Below are 25,335 nucleotides of genomic sequence, written 5' to 3'. Positions count from 1 at the left end.
AATTTACAGCTAGTAACCGTGCTTGCTTTTTTTACTACCTATGCACCATTTTTTCTTACAGATAGTAAACCGACTACTATCCACAGGATATTTTGCGCCGTAGATAGTAGTTTTAGCGGATTCGATTACTTCCTGTGGAATAATTCACGCCTCAGATAGTAACTGTTCAAATGTATAGCTACAAAGGCACACTACCGACTCATAATAATCATTACGTAGAATATAGCATATATACATTCCTACAACAACATGACATTTGTCATGTACACTTATGACACAGTTCACTTCATATGTGACAAAAGTTTCGGTATTATAATCTCAGAACAAAACAAAAGACAAACAGCGGCGGCTGTAAAACAAATACAAAGGAGAAAGAAAATGAGTCAAACAGTAGTATCAATAGACAACTTAGTAAAGAGATATGGAGAAAACGTAGCTGTAGATCACTTTTCTCTAAAAATCGAAGAAGGTGAGATACTTGGTCTCTTAGGACCAAATGGATCAGGCAAAACCACAACAATCAACTGCCTGCTCTCTCTTCTTTCTTTTGACAAAGGCGATATCAAAATCTGGGGCAAGGAAATGAGCCCAAGCGCCTACGACATAAAGTCCCAGATTGGTGTGGTCATGCAAAATGTGGCCGTCATCGATACATTGAATGTATATGAAAATGTAGATTTCTTCTGTGGACTATATATAAATGATAAAAAGCTTAGAAAACAATATGTAGAGGAAGCATTGGAATTCACAGGGCTGACAGAATACAAAAAACAAAAACCAAAGAAGCTTTCCGGTGGACTTCTTCGAAGACTAAACATCGCCTGCGGAATTGCTCACAAGCCAAAGCTAGTCATCTTTGATGAACCAACAGTTGCCGTTGATCCACAAAGTAGAAATGCAATCCTTGAAGGCATCAAAAAAATGAATAAAGCAGGTGCAACAATCATCTACACATCTCACTACATGGAAGAGGTTGAGGAGCTTTGCAGCAGAGTCGTCATAATGGATCACGGCAAAAACATTGCAAATGGTACATCAAATGAACTGAAATCTTCACTTATCAGCCGTGAGAAAATCCGAATAGGATTGCCAAACAAATCCCCTGAGATTCTTGCAGGCCTTAAGGAAATTAACCATGTATATAAGGTTAAGGAAGATGGTGATGATGTGATTATCAAATGCGATGGTGGCGAGCACAATCTGGTTCATATTCTTAGCTACCTTACAGACAATAACATCCCATTCGGTCATGTAACCACAGAGCTTCCTACTCTAAATGATGTATTCTTGGAGATTACAGGAAAGGAGCTTAGAGACTAATGTTTTTAAGAATTTTCGTATATAAACTAAAAGAATTATCTAGGAAATATTGGTTAGTGGGCTGGAACTTTGTTTTCCCACTAGTTCTTGCCACAGCATTTTTCTTAGGATTTGGAAATCTTATAAAGGAAGATCCTGACACTCTTCAAACCATCGATGTTGGCTATGTAAACCAATTAGATAAATCTGCTGGATTTGAACAGGTGCTAAAAGACCTTTCAAAAGAAAATGATGAAGGAACTACTCTTCTAAACCTACACACCTATTCATCTAAAGATGAAGCTGTTGAGGATATGAATTCTGATATAATCTTCGGATTTTATCTAGAATCCCAAGATGGAATTGAAACAGTTGTCCGGTCAAACAGCTACGTTTCCACCATCATGAACGAAATCGTTCGTGAATATAATAATTACACTGATGTGATTAATGATATTGCGAAAAAGCATCCTGAGAAAGTACCAGCGGCGATGGATGCAATCAGCTCAAATAACAGCTTTATTTCTGAACATAGCTTTGGACAAAACACCAGTCAATACCTACAATATTTCTACGCACTGCTAGCCATGACGTCTCTCTTCAGTTCATGGATAAGCACTTCCATGCTAGAAGGTATGTGCGCAAATATGTCGGAACGTGGAAAGCGAGTGGAGTGCTCTCCTGCTTCCAAATTCCTTAGCATTTCAGCTGGAATTTTGGCTGGAACTCTTTTACAAATAGTATCCAACATTATAGTTGTTATTTACATTCAATACATACTTGGAATAAATTTAGGAGTTCCAATGGGCACTATGATTATCCTCTGCAGTATAGGTAGCGGACTTGGTATTTCCGCTGGAACACTGATGGGTTCAATGATTAGAAATGAAAGACTACTTGTCACAGTCCCACTATTTTTCACAATGATCTGCTCATTCTTTAGTGGACTTATGTGGGGACAGATTAAGCAGCTGCTTCAATATAACTGCCCAATCATTAACAAAATAAATCCTGCAGCACTTCTCACTGATGCTATGTATATCCGATCAACCTACGGACCAACAGATGAATTTTACCAGGACACTTTTATCATGTGCTTAATGATTGTAGGTTGTCTCATCGTCAGTACATTATTCCTAAGGAGGAGAAAATATGTCAGTCTTTAATGCAATACTAAAATCTACAAAGGCATGCATTGTAACAATAATAGTTTACTTTTCAGTTTTTGTACTCTTTGGAAACATCTCAGCAAAGGCAACTGCTACCACTAAAGATACCATGTTTGAGGATTCCATTGTTAAAGTAGCCATAACTGATAACGACAATTCTGCTTTAAGCCGTGGACTAATAGAATATCTAAATGAAACTGAAGATGTGGTAGACCCTCAAACTACATCTATAAAAGAGATGAACGATAATGTACGTTTTCTCATATATGATTATGCATTAATTATCCCTGATGATTTCTCTGAAAGGGTAAAAAAAGGGGAAACTGAGGATTTGTTGGAATTCGTTGCACCTGGTGCCACCGCTCCACAATATCTACTGACCGAGAAAATACGTACCTATATGCAAGATGTTATGGTATATTTAAATAGTGGTTATTCAGAGGAAGATGCTATTGCTTTAACGAATCAAAACATGATTAAGCTTTCAGACACTAAGGCCAGCATCATGGACAACGCAGACGAAAACCATCGTTCCTTCTACACAGGAATGTTTACATTTAACGGATATACGTTAATGATGATACTTTGCATTTCCATTAGCTCAGTACTGAGCTTTACAAAGGATGTTGACGTTAAAAATCGTATTAGTGTCAGTGGAATGCATTTTAAAACCAGAAATTTTGCAATTATAGCTGCTGTATTTTGTATCGGCATTGTTATCACCGCTGCAGTCACTGTTGTAGTTGGCTTGATGGGATTATCCGATACCAACGGAAAGTTCATATTCTACTGTATTGATGTAATTGCACTAATGCTGGTTGGCCTTGGTATGGCCTATATGATTAGCGCCATCACAACCAACGAAAACATTATCAACATGGTTACAAATATGTTAGTGCTTTCAATGAGCTTCTTCTGTGGAGTATTTATTGATATTCAGTTTTTATCGCCAGCTATTGTGAAGTTTGCACACTTCTTACCACTATACTGGTACACAGCTGCCATTAGGCTTATTAATGACACACCTGCAGATAGAATTCTTGGAAAAACATTCTATGAATATTTGCTAATAGAGATATTATTTGCTGGCATATTCTTCGCAGCCGGATTAATTATCTCTAAGAAAAAGGAGCAATATGCTGTATGACATAATCATCAGGCTTCTTTCAGCCGCTGGTCTAACAATTCTTATTATCGCAAATGGCATTACCACAGGCACTGTGGTAATGTCTCTTTGCGTTTTTTTATTTATGGAAATTGGTGTTATCGTAAATACGAAGTTAGCCAACTTTATTCTCACAGCTATTCCTTTTGCATTAGCAATCATTTACATGATTACAGCTGGATCTACTAATATGATGATTAAGATTATTGCTTTAATTATCATAGCTTCCTTTACAATCATTTCCATTTCACTTTTTGACAAAATGATTATTTATAAAAACCAGCTTCACCGCACCCGTGATGATAGCATTGAGCTTGAAGAAATTCTAAAAAATAAAAACAAAGCGCTTCTCATGGAGCAGGATCAACAGGTTCACCTAGCCACCCTAGCTGAGAGGAATCGAATTGCCAGAGAAATCCACGACAACGTAGGACATCTTCTTTCTAGAGCTATCCTACTTCTTGGTGCTATCTCCACTGTAAATAAAGATGAAGCAATTGCCCCTCAGCTAAAGATGCTGTCGGACACCTTGGATGAATCCATGGAAAAGATGCGAAGCTCAGTACACGATTTGCATGATGATTCCATTGATTTAGAGAAAAATATAAATGAGATTCTTAATGAACTAAATGGCTTTACCGTAAATACGGAGTTGGATTTGGATGAGAATTTGCCAACTGATGTGAAACTTTCAATAATAGGAATCCTAAAGGAAGCTGTGACGAATATTATAAAGCATTCAAACGGAAATATAGTTTCAGTGATTCTACATCAAAATTTCAGTTTCTGCACTATATCAATTACTGACAATGGAACACTTTCATTAGAGCAAAAACAAAAGATTTCCATTGAAGATTATGATGGAATCGGTCTTACAAATATTAGAAACAGAGCAAATTCACTTGGCGGCGAAGCCTACTTTTATATTAACGATGGCTTTACAGTATTCGCCAGATTACCATTTAATAATAAACGAGGATAGATTATGGAAAAGAAACGAATCTTACTAGTTGATGATGATGAACTAATTACAATGTCACTTGAGATGATAATTTCTGCAGAACCAGAATTTGAAATAGTTGGAAAAGGTGGAAGTGGCCGCGAAGCCGTAGCTCTATTCGATGAGCTTCATCCAGATCTGCTTCTTATGGACATCCGTATGGAGGATATGAACGGACTTGAAGCAGCTGAAGAAATCTTATCAAAACATAAGAATGCTACTATCCTCTTTTTAACAACCTTTTCTGATGATGAATACATAGTTAAGGCATTAAAGCTTGGTGTTAAAGGCTATCTTTTAAAGCAGGATTACAAATCTCTGCCTGCAGCCCTCCATGCTGCAATAAACGGCCAAAGTGTATTTGGCGGCGCTGTCATAGACAAGCTGCCTACTCTCATGTCTCAGAACAACGCTGAAGATAATGGCTTCGATTATCGCAAATACGATATTTCTGAAAAGGAATACGAAGTAATCCAGCTGGTAGCCGAAGGCTTTTCAAACAAAGAAATCTCCCAGAAGCTTTTCTTATCAGAAGGAACAGTTAGAAACTATCTATCCTCAATCCTTGAAAAGCTAAACCTAAGAGACAGAACTCAACTTGCCATATTCTATTTAAAGCATGAATAAAAAAACACCGGCAGAAAACTGCCGGCGTTTTTTATTGAACTACCTTCAAATAACTGCTTACACAGTAAAGTACTTGTCCATTGTATTCTACCCTAGACCAGCCGTACTCGTTGTTGACACCTGTTCGAACGGCGTTTTGGCCGTTGTATAAAGTAACAACAACAGCTGAATCAGCATCAGTTACACTTGGTTTACTTCGTAGGTTAACCATTTCCTTTGCGGTAACCGTTTCGTTAACATCAGTGAACTTTGTTTTAAAGCCTGATGTTGCTGGTGCTTCTGCTGGAGCAGCGGCTGGCTGGGTCGCTGTCTGAGCTGGCGCAGATGTATCTGTTGTTAAATAGCTGGAAACTGCATAATATGTTGCTCCGTTATATACTACTCTGGACCAACCACTAGTGCTAGTTCCAGTACGTGTAGCAGTATCTCCATTAACAAGAGTAGCCATTACTGTGCTATCAGCACCCTGGCTTGGCTTGTTTCTAAGATTTGTCTTACTCTTTGCAGTTACAGTCTCGTTAACCTCAGTAAACTTCATAAGTGCTTCCACATCAGCAGAAGCTACCTCACGTGCTGATGTATCCTTAGCACTTTCTGTTCCATTATATCCAAAGTAAGCTACATCAACGTCAACCTTTGTTGATATACCTGGGATAGTTCCCTGATTAGTGTACTGCCACATATCATATTTGAACCCTGCTGATGGGCCTGCAGCCAGATTGGATGTGTCCTGATTGTACCAAGCCATCCAAATCTTGAACTTGGAACCTAAAGTAGATGTATTCCATTTGGCATCATTTGCCATTTCATTTTTGGAAGCGTAAAAGATTGGTGTATATCCCTTCTTATAAATCTCGTTAAGAAAGGCTACAGCAAAATTACTTCTGTCATCCTTAGTAAGGCTGTATTGACGACTGTTGCTGTTTTCAAAGCCTTCGCAGTTGTAACCAACAGGATATGTGATGGCATATTTACTAATATAATTTGCTACCCAATCAGCCTCTTCCACTGCCTCAGTAGAAGTTACTGCAGTAGAGAAAAAGTAAGCACCGATTTTGATTCCGTTTTTCTCAGCTTCCTGCATGTTGTACTTGGCATTGGTGTCTGCCTTGATTTCACCAGTTACGGCATCTCTGTAGCCTACTCGCACCATCGCATAGTTGATACCTGATGCTGCTACCTGAGCCCAGTCGATAGTGCCCTGGAATTTGGAAACATCTATTCCGTAAGTAATGTTAGAATTCTCACCAACGTTACTGGCGTTAACAATGTCTACTACATTTACAGCAGCGCCTGATTCTTTTTTAACAGTGCTTTCTGGATCAGCTTCGCCTGTCTTTGTAGTTTCATCCTCTTCAGGATAAACTACCTCTATTTTGGCATCCTCATCTTCTTCAGTAGGTGTTTCTTGAGTCTCAGCTATCTCTACAGGCTCTTCATTCTTAGAATGATTCCTTTTAACTATAACAACTGTTGTAATGATAAATACTAATGCAACCACTCCCGCAATGGATGCTAGAATTATCCTTCTACGTTGTAGCTGTCTTCTTTTTCTATTTCTGCTAGCTACACGTTCTATTTTTTCATAATCATTATTCATAGCATTAATCTAGCCTATTTTATTCTTCCTCATATTCTTCCATGAGATCTTCCACGTTATAAAGCTCACCCTCTACCTTTTCTGTGTAGATGTGACCATCAAGATGATCGATTTCATGTAAAAGAGCACGAGCCATAAGGCCTTCTCCTTCAACAATATATTCTTCCATATCTTCGTTAAGAGCCTTAACCTTTGCGTAATTAGGGCGTGTAACCATTCCTGTTTTACCTGGAACTGAAAGACAGCCTTCGTTACCAGTCTGCTCGCCAGATGTTTCAAGAACCTCTGGGTTGATAAGTGTAACAGGGCCTTCACCTATATCAATAACACAGATGCGACGAAGTACGCCTACCTGAGGTGCTGCAAGACCAACACCGTCTGCATCATACATTGTTTCGTACATGTCCTCGATTAATGTCTTAAGGCGAGGTGTAAGTTCCTTTACTGGCTTACAAACCTTAAGAAGAACATCATCTTTTCCATATTCTCTAATTTCTAAAACTGCCATTTCATAAATCCTTTCATTTTAAAACTAAATTGTTGATATTGGGTCGAAGTCGAACCAGGTACTGGTGCTTCGATATTGTTTTTGTTCAAGTAGGAATTTATCTATTTCATCCTTAACCTTTACTAGTCTATCATATTCGTCAGCCTTTACATAGATTACTCTTCGATAAATATCCTTTAATTTGCCTATGTAGGCATCCTCAGGACCCATTATTATGATTTCAGGGTCTACTGATCTTATAACTCCTGCAAGAATGTCTGCCTGGGCGATTGCATCTGCCTGTTTTTCACTGCTTACCTGTATTCCAAGGATATGTGAGCAAGGTGGATATTGCAGCAATCTTCTATAGGCAAATTCCTGTTTGAAAAAGCTGTCATAATCCTGATTTGCAGATGATACAACTGCGTAATTTTCAGGCTGATATGTCTGGATAACAGCAATTCCTGGTTCATCTCCTCTTCCAGCACGTCCCACAGCCTGTGTAAGAAGCTGGAAGGTTCTCTCACCACTGTGAAAATCCGATTCGTTAAGAGATATATCTGCTGCTATTATACCAACAAGTGTGACTTTTCCAAAATCGTGACCTTTAACAATCATCTGTGTTCCGATAAGAACATCTGCCTCGTGGTCTGCAAAGGCTGATAAAATCTCTTCATGTCCGTTTTTGCCAGATGTGGTATCCGCATCCATTCGAAGTACCCTTGCTGTTGGGAAGGCTTCTTTAACGATTTCCTCCAAACGCTGAGTACCGGCTTTGAAGCTACCGATGTATTTGCTGCCACAGTTTGGACAGGTTTTGGCTGCCTTCGTTGTGTAGCCGCAATAATGGCATTTCATAACGCCACCGTAATGTAAATGTAGCGCCACATCGCAGTGAGGACATTTCAGTACATGACCGCAGGCTCTACATGAAACAAAGCCCATAAGTCCTCTTCTATTCAAAAACAGCATTATCTGCTGATGTTTCTCAAGCCTGTCTGCCATCAATTCCTTTAGCCTACGGCTAAGCATGGAACGATTACCGGATTGAAGCTCCGCTCTTAAATCAACTATTTCGCAGGTAGCCATATCCTGGCCCTTAGCACGTTTATTTAAGGTGATAAGCTTATATTCACCTGATACTGCTCTGGAATAAGCCTCCAGGCTAGGGGTAGCTGAACCTAAAATAACAGTAGCGCCTGTAAGACCTGCCCTGTAAACTGCTGTTTCTCTGGCGTGATATCTAGGCACAACCTCCGATTTGTAGCTAGGTTCATGCTCCTCATCTATGATGATTAATCCTAGATTTGGAAATGGAGTAAATAGGGCTGAACGAGGGCCAACCATAATGCTGATTTCACCGCTTTTAGCTCTTTCGAACTGGTCAAATCGCTCACCTGGTGACATGCGGCTGTTTAGGATTGAAACTGAATCTCCAAACCTGGTATAAAAGCGCATTACTGTCTGGTAGGTAAGAGCTATTTCAGGAATAAGCACGATAACCTGCTTGCCCATTTTAATCACATGATCCATAACATCCATGTAAACCTCTGTCTTACCTGAGCCTGTAACTCCATGGATAAGATAGGTTTTGTGTCTGCCAGTATCTATATCGGCTTTTATCTGTTCTGCCGCAGCCTCCTGCTCCTCATTTAAAGTGATTTGCTTTGCATCAGCATCTGCATTCATATGAGGATTTCTGAAGGTTCTAACGGAATCTATTTTTATGATTCCCTTTGATTCCAAATCTCTGATGTTAGCTGTTGGAATCTGAAGCTTTTTAGTAGCAAGCTCCCAATCTAACACATCCACTGTAAGCAATTCTCTAAGAAGTCGTTCCTTGCCAACGGCATGTCTTTTGTTAGTGAGTAGCTCGTTGAGCTCTATTCTTGCCTGGTCAATTGATACGGCAAGACTTATTTCTTTTTTAAGCTTTTCGTTTTCACGCTTTTTGATAGGGATTACAGTTTTAAGAGCCTGATTCATAGTGCTACCGTAATTACGTTTCAGAAAAGCAGCCAAAGAAATAAGCTGAGACTCTATAGCAATACTGTCCTGTACTACCCTTGCAATAGGCTTCAGCTTCGTAACATCAAACTTAGGAGTGTCATGCAAGTCCACTACATATCCTGTAATGGCACGATTACCTGCGCCAAAAGGAATAACCACCTGGACTCCTTCAGTAATAACGTCCTCCAAATCTGCTGGAACAATATATTCAAATGTCTTATCTAATCTCTCATGAGAAATATCAATAATAATATCTGCGTATTTCATGAAAAATATTTTATCATAAAAGGCTTTTATTTTAAATTCAATGTGGTAGAATAAATTGATTTTGAAAACTAATTTCATAGGGAGGATAATCAATGCGACATCTAATGAGCCCTCTAGATTTTTCTAGAGAGGAATTGGAGCAGCTTATGGATTTAGCAGATGATATCAGAAATCATCCAGCTAATTATTCCGAAAAATGCCACGGCAAAAAGCTTGCTACCTGTTTCTACGAACCAAGTACACGTACACGACTTTCTTTTGAGGCTGCCATGCTTAATCTTGGCGGGTCTGTTCTTGGTTTCTCTTCCGCTGATTCTTCATCAGCAGCTAAAGGCGAAAGTGTTTCCGATACTATTCGTGTCATTTCTTCTTACGCAGACATTTGCGCTATGCGTCATCCTAAAGAAGGCGCTCCACTTGTTGCTTCGCAACGTTCACGTATTCCAGTTATTAACGCCGGTGATGGCGGTCATCAACATCCCACACAAACACTTACAGATTTATTTACTATCCGCTCTTTACGTGGAGAAATCAAAGACCTTACTATCGGACTTTGTGGCGATTTAAAATTCGGCCGTACAGTTCACTCTTTGATTAATGCACTTGTGCGCTATCCTGGAATTAAATTCGTTCTTATATCTCCTGAAGAGCTAAGAGTTCCTGAATATATAAGAGAAGATGTTTTAGAGAAGAATGGCTACGAATACAAAGAGGTTGATTCCTTAGATGATGTTATGGGCGAGCTTGATATTCTTTACATGACACGTGTTCAGAGGGAACGTTTCTTCAACGAGGAAGACTACATCCGCTTAAAGGATTTCTTCATCCTCACACCTGAGAAGATGCAGCTTGCTAAAAAAGATATGATGGTTCTTCATCCACTACCACGTGTAAACGAAATATCCGTAGACGTAGACGATGACCCAAGAGCCATGTACTTCACCCAAGCCCAAAACGGAGTCTACATCCGTATGGCGTTAATCCTAACGCTACTCGAATTAATCTAGTACAAGTAGCCTGTAGTAGACAATTCAATATGTTCAAATAGCCTATAGTAGACAATCATAAATGTTTCCGAAGGAGACATCAGTCGACGAAGGATTATTTATGATTGTATACGTAATAGGCGAGCCAATAACTAATTATTGTCTGCGTAACAGGCGAGCCAAAACCAAGGAGGAAATGACATGCTTAATATAAGCGGAATACACGAAGGATTTGTGTTGGATCATATTAAAGCCGGCGAGTCTATGACTATTTATCGTGACCTACATTTAGAAGACTTAGGCTGTGACTGCACAATCGCCATGATAATGAATGCAAAATCAAATAAGATGGGTCGCAAAGATATTATAAAAATAGAATGTCCAATAGAACGAGTTGATTTGGACATCTTAGGCTTCATTGATCACAATATTACATGCAACATCATCAAAAACGATATGATAGTTGAGAAGAGACAATTGAAGCTTCCAAAGGAAATCAAAAACGTTATTAAATGCAAAAATCCACGATGCATAAGCACCGTGGAACAAGAGTTAGATCAAATATTTATCCTTACAGATGAGTTCAACGAAGTATATCGCTGTAAATACTGCGAAGAGAAATACACTGGTGTTAAGTAATTTGTTACAAATCCAGCGGTATTTCAAACCAGAAGGTGGCGCCTTGGCCTTGTATAGAGGAAACTCCATATTTGGCGCCATGCAATTCTAATACGTTTTTAACGATAGACAGTCCTAAGCCTGTACCAGAAATGGCTCGCTTATGGGCTGTTTTATCTTTGTAATATCTATCCCAAACGTAAGGGATATCTTCCTGCTTTACACCTTCTCCAGTGTCCTTAACCTCAATCCTTAGAGTGTCCCCAAGAACCTTTTGTATTACAGTTACCTTTTTATCTTCTCCAGTGTAATTAATTGCATTATTTACCAGATTATAGAGTACCTGATACATCTTCTGCTCATCAGCATAAACCATAACCTCAGCATCATAAACAAAATCAATGGTGTAGCCTTCCACCTCTCGAAGCTTGTTATATCTTTCTAGTACGTGGCGGATACTTTCTGTAATATTGTATTCCTCTGGCTGAATTGTAATGGTTCCAGCCTTTAGCTTTGAAATATCAAGCATGTCATTAACAAGGCTTGTTAATCGTTCTGTCTCATCAATAATTACCTGCACGTTTTCAGGAGTGTTTTCCCCAGGAATATCTCGCATTACTTCTGCGTAACCCTTAATCATGGTAAGTGGAGTACGCAAATCGTGAGAAACATTTGCTATCAGTTCCTTTTGGAAGCTGTCGGTTTTGCCTAGCTCCGTTGCTGTATAGTTAAGTGTGTCAGAAAGCTCTGCCACCTCCATGTAATCTCTGGAGTTAAACTTAACAGAATAATCTCCATCTGCCAGCTTCTTTGCACCTTCGTTTATTCTAATGATTGAACGAGAGATGTTGTTTGATAATGCGGCTGCCAGTATAAAGGCAACAACAATCATTATGGCAGATATAAATCTAAGCTGGACCTTAAGGGTATATACTGTAGCATCAACAGGAGTAAGCACGGAATTAATCATAATGACCTCTTCTGCTCCATCCACATCGATTATACGAACGTAGATAACTGATTCAGCCATATCATTTCCGATGTTCTGTCTGAAGACCTCTTCTTTTTTCTCCTCAGGTATTGTATATGCGATTTTGCCTTGTGGCTCAGTCTCCTCTTCAGTCTCATCTTCAGTCTCATCTGTAGCACTGTCAGTATCATCAGAATCTGTTTCTGACTGAGAGTCCTCTGATTCTGCAGGAGGAATAGGCTCTCCATTTTCTCCAAATTGGAAGCGCTCCTTTTCTACCTTTCTTTGCATTACATTTCCTTTGAATTCAATAACAGCCTCACCGCCATTAGCAACTGCCTGGTCATAGAACAATCCAAACATGAACTGTGGCAATGAAGACATCTGTGAATTGGAAATGTATTCCGCATTGTATAAAGCAACCCCATTATTATCTGTAATGTAGATTCCCAGGTTGTTAGATGCTGCTATTTTTTCAATATCGTCAGTAGGATTATCAGATGAATACAGCAAATTCTCAACATCCGTAAGGACCGCTTCTGTTTCCTTACGCTTTATGATTTTATAGAAATCATCCAAGTAAACAATCTGAAAAAACCATAGTACTCCAAGCAGTACTATGGCAAAAATCAAGAATATAAAAAATGTTTTCCATTTAACACTTATTTGACTTTTTTTCAATTTAGCCTCCAAATATTACGCTTCAAATCTGTAGCCTACACCACGTAGTGTGACAAGAAGCTTTCGGTATTCACCAAGACTATTTCGAAGAAGCTTGATATGTGTATCCAATGTTCTATCATCTCCGTAATAATCGTAGCCCCAAACCTCAGTAATTAGTCTTTCTCTTTCCAGAGCAATATTTTTATTTCTTACTAAATAGAATAGTAATTCATATTCCTTTGGTGACATTTCAACACGTTTTCCATCAATCGAAACTGTTCGTGCTGTAAAATTAATCTCAAGACCCTCGTATCTAAAAATATCAGCCTCACCTGATGATTCTGATCTGCTTCTGCTGGTTACAACATTAACGCGCATCATAAGTTCCTTTGGTGAGAAAGGCTTAACTACATAATCGTCAACGCCTGCCTCGAAGCCATGAATTCTATCATATTCCTCGCCTCTTGCAGAAAGCATGATGACCGGAATATCCTTTATCTTTTTGATTTCACTACATGCTGAAAAGCCATCTAGCTCTGGCATCATAACATCCATAATTATAACGTCGTAATCGCCATTTGCTTTTACCTTTTCGATGGCATCCATTCCATCGCAGGCTTCAGATACTTCATAGCCTTCGAACTCTCCGTATTTACGAATTATTGAACGAATCTTCTCCTCGTCATCTACAACTAATATCTTCTTCATATTAACCTCCGAATGGAATCTCTCTTATTTTTATCTTACACTTTAATGTGTATTCTAGGTGATGATAATCTTACTCTTTATTGAATATATTTCTTTTTGGCAGAGTGTAATGAATACGAAAATAACACATAAATCACTACAAATGCAATTAAAAATGCTGCATTAACAGGCTTAGAAAATGCAATCCTGCCTGTATCATTTAATAGGCCTTGAATACCAAACAAAATACAGAAAGCACCAAATAATGCTGTCTTTGGCATCAATTCCTTTGAAAGTGCTTTTACATCCTTACATTTAAGAAGCTCGTCTGATGTAATAAGCATTGCATTTACTTCATTTTTCTTAAAACCTTTTATTCCGATGAATAGCAAATATATTCCCAGAATCCCAATAATAATGTCAAAAACAGTCATAAAGCTCATATCCATAACAAAAATCCTCCAATAATAATTACTTATTTTACTCCAATAATTATACTCATTATTTTGCTCCATTTCCATAAAAATGAGACTTTTGAAATATCTAAATATTGCTGCATTTTAATATTTTCGATACTGTTTTCAGTTAATTCATTTGAATATTGTAACAGGTTATTGTATTATTATTCTATACAATGCAGGGAGGTTTGACGTATGGATATTACAGGCAAAAAGATATTAGTATGCGATGATTCAGTACTTGCAAGAAAACAACTCATGGATGCTGTCAAGGAAGTTTCCGATGGTGCTGTATTTATCGAAGGTAAAAATGGCACCGAAGCAATCGAATTATATAAAAGCGAAAAACCTGATTTAGTTTTTATGGATATTGTGATGCCTGAGAAAGATGGCAATGCAGCCCTTTCTGAAATTAGGGATTTCGATAAAGACGCAACCATTATTATCGTATCTTCTGTTGGTACTCAAGAACAGCTTAAAAAAGCTATTCAGCTTGGGGCAAAGGATTTCATTCAGAAACCTTTTGAAAAAAATCAGATTAAAGAAATAATTGAGCTTCGTCTCGGAGGAAAAAATTAATGTATACACAGTTCTTGGGCAACTACTTACTTCAACGAGGAATTGTAAATCAAGAGCAATTATTTAAAGCTATGACCAGATTGTCTCAAACTCACATTAAGCTTGGAACAATCGCCATAAAGGAAGGTCTAATGACTGCAAAGGAAGTAGACGAATGCCTTTATGTTCAGTCTAGAGAAGACAAGCGTTTTGGTGAGATTGCGGTAGAACGCGGTTATCTGACAGAGGATCAGGTAAACGAATTGCTATCTTTGCAAACACCTGACTACATTCTTCTTGGTCAAAACTTAGTAGAAGACAATGTTTTTTCTTATGAAGATTTAGAGAGAATTCTCTTCGAATACCAGAATGATACTGAGCTTTACGATCTTAGTTTAGATGTTGAAAACCAGGAAACAATCACTGCGATTATAAAAAAGTTCTTTTTACTTGCAGAAATGCCAGCAAACGAAACTAACGCAATGTATCTTGAGCTTATGTTCAACAGCTTGATTAGATTCGTAGGTGAAGATTTTTCTCCTCTCACTCCTATGGTTTTAGACGAATATCCTATAACCTTTGGAGTATCACAGGCCATCTCAAGCAACAGCAATTATGTAACACATATTGACTGTGACAGAGATACAGCCATTGCATTCGCTTCTCGATATGCAAACGAGGAATTCACGGAATTTGATGAATATGTTATTGCAGCACTTGAGGATTTCTTAAACCTCCACAACGGATTATTCATCGTAAATGTTTCTAACAATACTTCAGAAACTATCACCCTTGCTCCACCGGAAATTACCATGGAGGGCGTTTTAAGTGGACCTAACAAATGCGTAGACTTCCCAGTAGCCTACCCATTCGGAACCATCCACTTAATTATCTGTTATTAAAAAAATGAGCCGGCGCCACGCCAGCGGCACCGGCTCTTATTTACTATACGTTAAGATATTTCTTTACCTCTGCACACATATCCTCAACCTCGATTACGGTATCGTGGCGAACTGCTGCTGAGCGAATTTCCTCAATGGCATTTGGTACATCTACCTTAGCCAATTCTGAAAGCTTATCTACAAGTACAAAGTCTTCTTCGTTTTCGTATTCTGAATCGATGGCACCCATGACAGCTCTTGTGAACTTGAATGGGCTGGCTGTAGATGCGATAACTGTTGTCTTATCATCACCTGTTGCAGCCTTGTATTTACCAAATACGCTTGAAGCAACTCCTGTATGTGTATCAATTACATAGCCTGTATCTTCGTAAAGCTTTTTGATAGCAGCTCCTGTCTCTTCCTCTGATGCATAGTTTCCATAGAAGCTATCAAGTCTTGCCTTCATGTCTGCTGTGATTTCGTATTTGCCTGTTGTCTTAAGGCTTTCCATAAGCTCACTGTTCTTTGCAGCATCATTTCCAGCGATGTGATAAATCAATCTCTCAAGGTTGCTTGAAATAAGAATATCCATTGATGGAGAATTAGTAAGGATGAATTCTCTGTTCTTGTCGTATTCACCTGTAGTAAAGAAATCATAAAGTACTTTATTCTCGTTAGATGCACAAATAAGTTTTGCAATTGGAAGTCCCATATTCTTTGCATAGTAAGCAGCAAGAATATTACCAAAGTTTCCTGTTGGAACAACTACATTGATTGAGTCACCATCTGCAATCTTCTCCTCAGCCAAAAGCTTTGAGTACGCATATACGTAGTAAGCAATCTGAGGAACAAGACGTCCAATGTTGATAGAGTTTGCTGATGAAAGCTGGTAGCCTGCATTATCAAGTTCTGCAGCTAAAGCCTTGTCATTGAACATCTTCTTAACACCAGTCTGGGCCTGATCAAAGTTTCCTTTGATACCAACTACATGAGTGTTATCACCCTTCTGTGTTACCATCTGGCGCTCCTGGATAGCAGAAACACCATTCTTTGGATAGAATACAACGATTTTGGTTCCTTCAACATCTGCGAATCCTGCAAGCGCAGCCTTTCCTGTATCACCAGATGTTGCTGTAAGAATTACGATGTCATTTTTAATATTATTTTTACGAGCGGAAGTAATCATAAGATGTGGCAAAATTGAAAGTGCCATATCCTTAAAAGCAATTGTTGCACCATGAAAGAGCTCTAAGTAATAAGCCCCGTCTGCATATACTAAAGGAGCGATTTCTTCAGTATCAAACTTGCTATCATAAGCACTATTAATACAATGCTTTAACTCATCTTCTGTAAAATCTGTAAGGAAAAGCTTAAGCACCTCATAAGCCACCTGCTGATAGTTCATCTCAGACAATTCCTTAAGAGACTTATCAAGCTTTGGAACAGATGTAGGAACAAATAATCCTCCATCATCTGCAAGTCCCTTTAAGATTGCCTGTGAAGCAGTAATCTCATTTTTATTGATATCTCTTGTACTAACGTAATTGATTCCCATGATTCTTCCTCTCTGCTTTATTTATTCTTTCCAAATACATTAACACACTAAAGCGTTAAAATCTAGTGGATATCTACACAATTTTGCGTAAAACTACTCTACCGCTTTCAGCGATTCTGTCATACTGATTTCCTCTAGCTTCTTTCCCATTAATAAATCGATGATAAATGTAAATACAACTGTAAGCACAAAGGCCAAGACGTAGCTAGGTAGTGTAACTCGAACATCAAAGGTAATCAAATCAACCACTATCTCACTCATAATAAATGCGTGCAAAAGCTTTCCAAGGATAAGCCCCACCGCAGCACCCATTACAGATAGAATTATGTTTTCTCTAAATACATAGGATCTGGTTTCTTCCTTATAAAAGCCTAACACCTTTACTGTAGCTATTTCTCTTACTCGCTCTGCAATATTGATATTTGTAAGATTGTAAACAACTACTGCAGAAAGTGCCATAGCGCATCCAATTACAAGATAGACGATAATGTTCAAGCTTTCCATCATGCTGTCTACTCTATCTAGCATATCAACTGTCGCAGACACAACAGAAATGTCACTTTCATTCATAAGCTTTGCGCCTATCTCATGAGGGTCCTCACCATCCTTTGCATTTAAATACACATTCTTCTTTTCTGGCAGTGGGCCTATAGTATTTTCATAGCCTGACTTTGTAAGATAGATATAGTTATAAATAAAGTTTTCATTTATGGCTACCACCTTAAGCTTTGTCTTTTCCATATCCTCAGAAGAAATGGTAATGGTATCTCCAACCTTTATTCCATATCTATCACTTAGGCCTTGATTTACAATAGTTTCTCCATCCTTTAAATCAGCAAAAGTAATATGAGTGCCCTTTTCATCATGCATATCATAAAATTCATCGAGCTTTGCATCATTATCATATACATTCAGATATACGTTCTTTGTGTATTTGCCTGCCTTCATGTCCACTGATGTGTGGTAATACAGAAGATAATCCTCTGTGGTATAGCCCATTTCTTCTAATAATGGCACCTGACTATCTTCTCCATCCTTTAGGGTGATATCCATATCGTATTTTGAAATGTTAGTAAACTGATTCACGGCGATATCTGCAATAGAATCATAAATACCAAAGCCTGCAACAAGAAGTGCTGTACATCCGCCGATACCAAGAACCATCATAAAAAGTCTTCCCTTATATCTGAAAATATTTCTAAGACTTACCTTTTTAAGGAATTTCAGTCTACTCCAGAAGAAGGTTATATATTCTAGGAAGATTCTTTTGCCAGCCTTTGGTGCCTTTGGACGCATTAGAGATGCTGCCATTTCGTGCATTTCGTAACGGCAGGATAAAATGGTCACACCAACAGAACAGATGAAAGCCACAATAAAGCTGATAATTAACATAGCTGGACTAAAGTAATAGCTGATTTCGGAAGTGTTGTACATCATCTGATAAGCAAACCAGATTGCCTTTGGAAAGGCAATTGTACCTGCTATAAAGCCAAGCGTTGCACCAATAAGTGAAGCGCTTCCTGAATAAAGTACAAACTTGCCCATTATGCTTGTGCTGCTATAGCCTAGTGCCTTAAGCACACCTATTTGTGTTCTTTGGTCCTCCACCATTCTGTTCATGGTGGTCATGCACACAAGTGCTGCAACAAGGAAGAAGAATATCGGAAATACGTTAGCAATAGCACCAACTATAGTAGAATCACTTTCAAAGCAGATATAACCTACATTAGAATCTCTTCCCAAAAGATAAGTACTGGCTGCCTCAATATCTGCTATCTCATTCTCTGCATCTGCTATTTCCTTTTCTGCGTCAGCTATCTTGCTATTAAACTCTTCAAGGCCATCCTCATATTCTGCCTTGCCATCCTCATATTCCTTTAGTCCCTTGTTATATTCCTTTCTTGCAGTTTCAAGACCTGACTGAAGAGTATAAAGATTAGCAGAGTACTGCTGATAGGTTGCAACCAAGGTTTGATACTGCACTTCATCATAGTATTCTGAGCCTACTACCTTTAATTGATCCATTTGATTGATGTTTTCAAGCATCTCATCAAGAGCCTTTTTTAAATCTGATTCCTTGGCTTCATAATCGCTAATCTGCTTTTTAGCATCATTTAGCTTTGTCTTTGCATCATCTAATTCCTTTTTTGCATCAGCAAGCTCGCCACCCTTTTCCTCTTTATTATCTTCTAGCTCCTTTTTTGCATCATTTAGTTCAGCAGTAGCATCTGCAATAATCCTATCGTATCTATTATTTGCCGCAGCATCTAAGGCTGTCTGAACCATATTCTCTTTTTCATCGATTAAATCCTTGTATTCATCAGAATAAAGCTCTAGGTCGCTGTCTAATTTAACGTAGCAGTCTGTATAAACCTCAGAATCGAAGCCGCCCTCATTAATGTACATAAAGCCATCTAACACACCACTACCCAAAGCTGTAGCGCCGCGCTCGTACTGAATAAACAAAGGGGATTTCACAAGTCCAACTATTTTATATTCCTTATATTTAAAATGGTCGCTATCCTCTGTCTCATTGCTTGAGGATATGGTGACATTACTTCCAATTGATGTACTGTCAAAAAGATATGAATCCGCCAGACACTCATCATCCTCTTTTGGAAGCCTGCCCTCTACAACCACTATTTTATTGATTTTGTCAGGGATACTAATTGCCTTTATGGCGTGAGACATTTCGTTGTAATCCGCTAAAATGTCAAAGGAAATAGAAGGCTCTATATCACGAGCCTCAATATGATTCTTTAGATAATCAATATCTTCCTCTTCAAAACCAAGGGATGATATTAGGCGATAATCGAAGAACGCCTGCTCTTTCAGATATTCATGCATAGAAGTTCGCATGGCAGGATCTGTAACCTTTAATCCCGCAAAAAATCCAACTCCCAAACCTATAATTAGAAGGAGTGCCAGAAAGCGACCAAAGGTCTCTTTAATTTCTCTTAATAATGAAACCAATAACATACATTCACCATTCAATCTCATCAACGCTCTTAGGATTTTCATTCATCCTAATGCTTGATACCGTACCAGACTTTACTGTTATTACCCTGTCGGCCATAGCAGTAAGTGCGTGATTATGAGTAATAACCACTACCGTTTTATGATTCTTCTTGCAGGTCTCCTGCAATAGCTTAAGAACTGCTCTACCTGTTTCATCATCAAGTGCACCTGTTGGCTCATCGCACAAAAGCAGCTTTGGATTTTTAGCCAAAGCCCTGGCTATTGCTACGCGTTGTTGCTCTCCACCAGATAGCTGTGCCGGGAAGTTGTTCATTCTATCCTTCAGCCCCACTGATGTAAGAATTTCCTCTGCCCCAATTGGGTCCTTACAAATCTGTGCTGCCAGCTCCACATTTTCCTTAGCTGTCAGATTACCAACCAGATTGTAAAACTGAAAAACAAAGCCTACATCATATCGCCTGTAGCTTGTTAAATCTCTTGAGCTGTAACCTGAAATATCTCTATCTGCCAGATAAACACCGCCAGATGTAAGGGTATCCATACCTCCTAGTATATTTAAAATGGTAGTCTTGCCTGCCCCAGATGCTCCAACTATAATGCAAAACTCACCCTCTTCAATTTCAAAATTTACATCCTTTAAAGCTTCTATCTTCACGTCACCAGTTTTGTAAACCTTGCCAACATTCTTAAATTCAACAAAAGCCATAAAATCCCCTCCATACCAAACTTAAGGATTGTGAGAAGATAATAGCATGAATTTGTGACACAAATAAGAAAATCCACCCAGGCCTGGGTGGATTTCACATAAACTATATATTACTTATTTTTAAAATATTCATCGATAGCTGCAGCTGCTGTCTTTCCAGCACCCATAGCAAGGATTACTGTTGCAGCGCCTGTTACAGCATCGCCACCAGCGTAAACGCCAGTCTTAGTTGTAGCGCCATCCTCTGTTGCAATTAAGCAGCCCTTCTTGTTTGTTTCAAGACCTGCTGTTGTGCTAGAGATAAGTGGGTTTGGTGATGTACCAAGTGACATGATTACTGTATCGCATTCGATTTCGTATTCACTGCCTGGGATTTCAATTGGTCTACGACGGCCTGAAGCATCCGGCTCGCCAAGCTCCATCTTAATAATCTTGCATCCGCGAACGCTTCCCTCTTCGTTAACAAGAATCTCAACTGGATTCTGAAGAAGATCAAAGATAACGCCCTCTTCCTTAGCGTGATGAACTTCCTCAGCTCTTGCAGGAAGCTCTGCCTCAGAACGACGGTAAACAACATGTACCTCTGCGCCAAGACGAAGTGCTGTACGGGCAGCATCCATAGCAACATTACCACCACCAACAACTACTACCTTTTTACCGCGAGCGATTGGTGTATCGTAACCTTCCTTGAATGCCTTCATAAGATTGTTTCTTGTAAGGAATTCGTTTGCAGAGAATACACCGTTTGCCTGTTCGCCAGGAATATGCATAAACATTGGAAGTCCAGCACCTGAGCCGATAAATACAGCCTCAAAGCCTTCCTTCTCAATAAGCTCGTCAATTGTGATTGAACGACCGATGATTACGTTCTTTTCAAACTTAACGCCAAGTCCCTTAACGTTTTCTACTTCAGCCTTAACAACCTTTTCCTTTGGAAGACGGAATTCTGGAATACCATAAACAAGTACGCCACCCATCTCGTGAAGAGCTTCAAATACTGTTACGTCATAACCAAGCTTAGCAAGGTCTCCAGCTGCTGTAAGACCTGAAGGGCCTGAACCAATAACAGCTACCTTGTGTCCGTTAGGAGTAGATGTGTTCTTTGGCTTGATTCCGTTTTCTCTAGCCCAGTCAGCTACGAATCTTTCAAGCTTACCAATAGCAACAGCTTCTCCCTTAATGCCACGGATACATTTACCTTCGCACTGTGACTCCTGTGGGCAAACACGTCCACAAACTGCTGGAAGTGCTGAAGACTCAGAGATAATCTCGTAAGCCTTTTCAAAATTGCGTTCCTTAACCTGTTCGATAAATGCAGGAATGTTAATAGAAACAGGACAACCGCCTACGCACATAGGCTTCTTACAATTAAGGCAACGGCTTGCTTCAGCAACTGCCTCTTCCTCTGTATATCCTAAGCATACCTCATCAAAATTTGTAGCACGAACCTTTGGGTCCTGCTCAGAAATAGGTACTCTAACCATCATATCTGCCATTACTCGTCACCTCCACAATTTCCGCATCCACCGTGGTGTGTATCGCCCTCCTGAAGCTTAAGAAGCGCTCTACCTTCCTCAGTCTTATACTGCTTACTTCTAGCCATAGCCTGATCAAAATCAACAAGGTGACCATCAAACTCTGGACCATCTACACATGCAAACTTAACCTCATCACCAACGACAAGACGGCAAGCTCCACACATACCTGTACCATCAACCATGATAGGGTTCATTGATACAACTGTAGGAATGCCAAGTTCTTTTGTAAGAAGACAAACGAATTTCATCATAATCATAGGACCGATTGCAACGCAGTGGTCAAATCTCTTACCCTCGTCCCAAAGAGCCTGAAGCTGCTGACAACCATTACCGTGGAAGCCATAGCTTCCATCATCAGTAGCAAGATAAAGCTCTGTAGCAACCTGTCTCATTTCCTCTTCATAGAAAAGGATGTCCTTAGAACGTGCACCAATAATAACTGTAGAATTGATTCCATGTTCCTTAAGCCACTTAACCTGTGGATATACAGGGGCTGTACCTACACCACCTGCAATAAATACGATATTCTTCTTTTTTGTTTCCTCAAGGTTCTCTTCAATGCAAAGCTCTGAAGGCTGACCTAAAGGTCCAACAAAATCATCGAAAGAATCACCAGCATTAAGGCCTGCCATTCTTTCTGTAGAAGCACCAACAGTCTGGAATACTATTGTGATTGTTCCTTCATTTCTGTCATAGTCACAGATAGTAAGAGGAATACGCTCTCCCTCTTCATCGATTTTTACAATGATAAACTGTCCTGGTAAACAACCTGCAGCAACGCGAGGCGCCTTTACTACCATTAGGAAAATCTTATCAGAAAGCTTTTCCTTCTTTAAGATTGGATACATAAAATTAGACTCCTTCCCTATTCATCTTAATGAGATATTATATCCGTTCGCTTTAGTTCTGTAAAGCGTTAAATTATGCTTTTATTAAACAAAAGCCCCTAGCGTAAACTACTAGAGGCTTTTCATTAAATCCTAACTAAAATATACAAGCTCATCTTCTGGCTTTTCTGTAGGTTCAACTGTGATTGGATAAAGAACCGGACCCTTACCCTTATATTCCTTAGCGAACTCAACCTTAATCTGAGCTGTAATATCTATCCAACTTCTGTGCTCTAATGATGAAGCCTTATCCCATTTACATTTCATGCCAAGGAATTGAATGTCCTCAACGCAGCATGTCATAGCAAATCTTCCTGGAACAAATACATCACGACGAAGCTTTCCATCATTTGGATTATATACAAGACCTGTAAAATGAACCTTCTTGCCATCGTACTTCTTAGGTGTCTCCATGCAGTCCATAAACCAAAGAGCATAATCAGCATCTGTAATCTCTATCACATCTGCATTAATATCAAATGGAAGCTCCTCTGGAGAATCATCGATAGAACCGTCTGCTCTCTCGTAAACAATCTGAGCTGGTCTGTTCATAGATTTAATCTGACCGCGGAACTTAGTCTTTGGTGTATCATCTGTACATCTGTTGAAGATGACTACCTCGGCCTTAAACAACTGCTCCATCATCATGGTGCGCATATTGTTAAGGTAATTCTCAAATGTAGTAGCATCAACAGTTGCAAGGGACTGGGCTGGAACCCATCCCTCTGGAAGTGGCTCATCATATATATGATCCACGCCCCAGGTACCGTTGTACTCAAGGAAGATAACATCTGGGTCATATTCCTTCTGAAGCTTGTTAAGGTTCTCTAGATTGAAATCTTCTTCGTTTTCAATCATTGTAACCTTGGCATTAACTGTCTTAAGCTTCTCGATGTCGTATTCAACATCTCCATCCTCACATGCAATAATGAGAATTTTATCATCACCGCCCTGGGTGAAATCATTTTCAAACAAAGTCTCCTGGATAAGGGTAGTTTTTCCACTATCCATAAATCCAGTGAAGACGTAAACTGGTATATCTTTTGCCATATAAAACCTCTATTACTCTAAGCCAAAAATCTCTTCAATCTTGTGCTCGTCAATATCAGCACCAATAACTACAAGACGTCCTGTGTAATCAGGCTCACCTGTTCTAAGCTCGTACTCACCGTCAACGAAGTCGAAGTAAATCCATCCGCCATTAACATCCTCAACCATACCCTTTGAACGGATGATTGTTCCATAATCGTTTGTGTTGGCAAATGCCTTCATAGCATTTTCGATAGTAGACTTCTCGAACTTGTGAGGTGTCTCCTTACCCCATGTAGTAAATACATCATCTGCATGATGGTGATGATGATGCTCATGGTCGTGATCATGACAACCGCATGTGCAATTCTCGCCATGTTCATGATGATGTTCATGGTCATGCTCTTCGTGGTCATGGTCATGATGATGCTCGTGCTCCTCATGATCGTGGTCGTGGTGATGCTCGTGCTCATGCTCCTCGTGGTCATGATCATGATGATGCTCATGCTCATGTTCCTCTTCTTCATGCTCGTGAGCTTCCTCAGCAAGGCGCTTCATATCTGAAGCAAGGTTATCCTGTCCTTCCATTACAGAAAGAAGCTTCTCACCTGTGATTTCATCCCAAGGTGTTGTAATAATAGCAGCCTTTGGATTAAGCTTCTGAATCTGCTTAACGCAGAACTCAAGCTGATCCTCAGTAGCTGTCTGTGAACGTGATAATACTACTGTTGTAGCAAATTCAATCTGGTTGTTGAAGAACTCACCAAAGGCCTTCATCTGCTTAGAAGCCTTAAGTGCATTTACAACTGTAACAAGACCTGTAAGCTTAACATCAGCAGATTCCTCAAGCTTGATAACAGATGTCATAACATCTGAAAGCTTACCAACACCTGATGGCTCGATAAGGATTCTGTCTGGGCTGAACTTCTCAAGTACCTCGTGAAGATTCTTGTCGAAATCTCCAACAAGTGAACAGCAAATGCAGCCTGAGTTCATTTCTGAAATAGTGATACCAGCGTCCTTAAGGAAACCGCCATCGATACCTACTTCACCAAATTCGTTTTCAATAAGAACTACCTTCTCACCCTTGTATGCTTCTTCAAGCATCTTCTTGATGTATGTAGTCTTACCTGCGCCTAAAAAACCTGAAATTATATCAATCTTTGTCATAATGTAACCTTCCTTCCAAAGAAATA

The 25,335-nt window shown here is 39.3% G+C and carries 22 protein-coding genes; 9 read left to right on the top strand and 13 right to left on the bottom strand.

Annotation, left to right across the window (positions count from 1 at the left end):
• Positions 1 to 378 precede the first annotated feature (378 nt).
• Genes G611_RS0110315 through G611_RS0110295 form a run of 5 tightly spaced genes read left to right on the top strand, consistent with a single transcriptional unit; the run spans position 379 to position 5,260 of the window.
• Positions 379 to 1,320: an ABC transporter ATP-binding protein gene (locus tag G611_RS0110315; RefSeq protein WP_028243536.1), complete on the top strand. Its 942-nt coding sequence runs from the start codon at positions 379 to 381 to the stop codon at positions 1,318 to 1,320.
• Positions 1,320 to 2,465 (top strand): ABC transporter permease, encoded by a 1,146-nt coding sequence (locus G611_RS0110310; protein ID WP_028243535.1) that lies wholly within the window; start codon positions 1,320 to 1,322, stop codon positions 2,463 to 2,465. The genes G611_RS0110315 and G611_RS0110310 overlap by 1 nt, the downstream gene beginning before the upstream one ends.
• A complete protein-coding gene (locus G611_RS0110305) occupies positions 2,452 to 3,615 on the top strand; it encodes an ABC transporter permease (protein WP_028243534.1) in 1,164 nt (387 codons plus the stop codon). The genes G611_RS0110310 and G611_RS0110305 overlap by 14 nt, the downstream gene beginning before the upstream one ends.
• Complete coding sequence (locus G611_RS14665; protein ID WP_051195213.1) at positions 3,605 to 4,615, top strand: sensor histidine kinase; 1,011 nt, start codon at positions 3,605 to 3,607, stop codon at positions 4,613 to 4,615. Before G611_RS0110305 ends, G611_RS14665 begins: the two co-directional genes overlap by 11 nt.
• A 3-nt stretch (positions 4,616 to 4,618) precedes the next feature.
• Positions 4,619 to 5,260, top strand: coding sequence for a response regulator (locus G611_RS0110295; protein ID WP_036949107.1), 642 nt, complete (start codon positions 4,619 to 4,621; stop codon positions 5,258 to 5,260).
• Positions 5,261 to 5,291: 31 nt separating this feature from the next.
• Here G611_RS0110295 and G611_RS0110290 read toward each other — a convergent pair whose 3' ends face one another.
• From G611_RS0110290 to priA, 3 genes are read right to left on the bottom strand one after another with little or no spacing between them, the layout of a single operon-like run.
• Complete coding sequence (locus G611_RS0110290; RefSeq protein ID WP_081657037.1) at positions 5,292 to 6,860, bottom strand: GH25 family lysozyme; 1,569 nt, start codon at positions 6,858 to 6,860, stop codon at positions 5,292 to 5,294.
• A gap of 19 nt (positions 6,861 to 6,879) precedes the next feature.
• On the bottom strand, positions 6,880 to 7,368 hold the full coding sequence (gene def / locus G611_RS0110285; RefSeq protein ID WP_028243531.1) for a peptide deformylase: 489 nt from the start codon (positions 7,366 to 7,368) through the stop codon (positions 6,880 to 6,882).
• 24 nt (positions 7,369 to 7,392) lie between these two features.
• On the bottom strand, positions 7,393 to 9,624 hold the full coding sequence (priA, locus tag G611_RS0110280) for a replication restart helicase PriA (protein WP_036949255.1): 2,232 nt from the start codon (positions 9,622 to 9,624) through the stop codon (positions 7,393 to 7,395).
• A gap of 92 nt (positions 9,625 to 9,716) precedes the next feature.
• Between priA and pyrB the strand changes: the two genes are divergently transcribed.
• A complete protein-coding gene (gene pyrB / locus G611_RS0110275) occupies positions 9,717 to 10,631 on the top strand; it encodes an aspartate carbamoyltransferase (RefSeq protein ID WP_028243529.1) in 915 nt (304 codons plus the stop codon).
• Between the two features lie 180 nt (positions 10,632 to 10,811).
• The gene (locus G611_RS0110270) at positions 10,812 to 11,249 is read left to right on the top strand and encodes an aspartate carbamoyltransferase regulatory subunit (protein WP_028243528.1); all 438 of its coding nucleotides are present in this window, start codon (positions 10,812 to 10,814) and stop codon (positions 11,247 to 11,249) included.
• Positions 11,250 to 11,253: 4 nt separating this feature from the next.
• Here G611_RS0110270 and G611_RS0110265 read toward each other — a convergent pair whose 3' ends face one another.
• The 3 genes from G611_RS0110265 to G611_RS0110255 all read right to left on the bottom strand — a co-directional run bounded on the left by G611_RS0110265 (position 11,254) and on the right by G611_RS0110255 (position 13,997).
• Positions 11,254 to 12,879 (bottom strand): HAMP domain-containing sensor histidine kinase, encoded by a 1,626-nt coding sequence (locus G611_RS0110265; RefSeq protein WP_028243527.1) that lies wholly within the window; start codon positions 12,877 to 12,879, stop codon positions 11,254 to 11,256.
• Between the two features lie 15 nt (positions 12,880 to 12,894).
• The gene (locus tag G611_RS0110260) at positions 12,895 to 13,569 is read right to left on the bottom strand and encodes a response regulator transcription factor (RefSeq protein WP_028243526.1); all 675 of its coding nucleotides are present in this window, start codon (positions 13,567 to 13,569) and stop codon (positions 12,895 to 12,897) included.
• A 77-nt stretch (positions 13,570 to 13,646) separates the two neighbouring features.
• Positions 13,647 to 13,997 carry a hypothetical protein gene (locus G611_RS0110255; RefSeq protein ID WP_028243525.1) on the bottom strand — a complete coding sequence of 117 codons (351 nt, stop codon included), beginning with the start codon at positions 13,995 to 13,997 and terminating at the stop codon, positions 13,647 to 13,649.
• Between the two features lie 204 nt (positions 13,998 to 14,201).
• On the opposite strand from G611_RS0110255, the gene G611_RS0110250 reads away from it, so the two are divergent.
• Both G611_RS0110250 and G611_RS0110245 read left to right on the top strand, forming a co-directional pair.
• Positions 14,202 to 14,585 (top strand): response regulator, encoded by a 384-nt coding sequence (locus G611_RS0110250; protein ID WP_028243524.1) that lies wholly within the window; start codon positions 14,202 to 14,204, stop codon positions 14,583 to 14,585.
• Positions 14,585 to 15,466, top strand: a complete 882-nt coding sequence (locus G611_RS0110245; RefSeq protein ID WP_028243523.1) for a hypothetical protein — start codon at positions 14,585 to 14,587, stop codon at positions 15,464 to 15,466. Before G611_RS0110250 ends, G611_RS0110245 begins: the two co-directional genes overlap by 1 nt.
• A gap of 43 nt (positions 15,467 to 15,509) precedes the next feature.
• On the opposite strand, the gene thrC is transcribed toward G611_RS0110245, so the two are convergent.
• From thrC to G611_RS0110210, 7 genes are all read right to left on the bottom strand, one after another.
• Positions 15,510 to 17,000, bottom strand: coding sequence for a threonine synthase (gene thrC, locus G611_RS0110240; RefSeq protein ID WP_028243522.1), 1,491 nt, complete (start codon positions 16,998 to 17,000; stop codon positions 15,510 to 15,512).
• Positions 17,001 to 17,093: 93 nt separating this feature from the next.
• The gene (locus G611_RS0110235) at positions 17,094 to 19,979 is read right to left on the bottom strand and encodes an FtsX-like permease family protein (protein ID WP_028243521.1); all 2,886 of its coding nucleotides are present in this window, start codon (positions 19,977 to 19,979) and stop codon (positions 17,094 to 17,096) included.
• Between the two features lie 4 nt (positions 19,980 to 19,983).
• Positions 19,984 to 20,685, bottom strand: a complete 702-nt coding sequence (locus G611_RS0110230) for an ABC transporter ATP-binding protein (protein WP_028243520.1) — start codon at positions 20,683 to 20,685, stop codon at positions 19,984 to 19,986.
• 110 nt (positions 20,686 to 20,795) lie between these two features.
• A complete protein-coding gene (gene gltA / locus G611_RS0110225; protein WP_028243519.1) occupies positions 20,796 to 22,181 on the bottom strand; it encodes an NADPH-dependent glutamate synthase in 1,386 nt (461 codons plus the stop codon).
• The gene (locus G611_RS0110220; protein WP_028243518.1) at positions 22,181 to 23,071 is read right to left on the bottom strand and encodes a sulfide/dihydroorotate dehydrogenase-like FAD/NAD-binding protein; all 891 of its coding nucleotides are present in this window, start codon (positions 23,069 to 23,071) and stop codon (positions 22,181 to 22,183) included. The genes gltA and G611_RS0110220 overlap by 1 nt, the downstream gene beginning before the upstream one ends.
• A 132-nt stretch (positions 23,072 to 23,203) precedes the next feature.
• Positions 23,204 to 24,160: a GTP-binding protein gene (locus tag G611_RS0110215; protein WP_028243517.1), complete on the bottom strand. Its 957-nt coding sequence runs from the start codon at positions 24,158 to 24,160 to the stop codon at positions 23,204 to 23,206.
• A 12-nt stretch (positions 24,161 to 24,172) separates the two neighbouring features.
• On the bottom strand, positions 24,173 to 25,309 hold the full coding sequence (locus G611_RS0110210; RefSeq protein WP_028243516.1) for a CobW family GTP-binding protein: 1,137 nt from the start codon (positions 25,307 to 25,309) through the stop codon (positions 24,173 to 24,175).
• Between the last annotated feature and the right edge of the window lie 26 nt (positions 25,310 to 25,335).

The organism is Pseudobutyrivibrio ruminis AD2017 (assembly GCF_000424305.1).
Taxonomy (GTDB): domain Bacteria; phylum Bacillota; class Clostridia; order Lachnospirales; family Lachnospiraceae; genus Pseudobutyrivibrio; species Pseudobutyrivibrio ruminis_B.
Note: the sequence above shows the minus strand (reverse complement) of the source record. Positions and strands in the feature narration are given on the sequence as shown.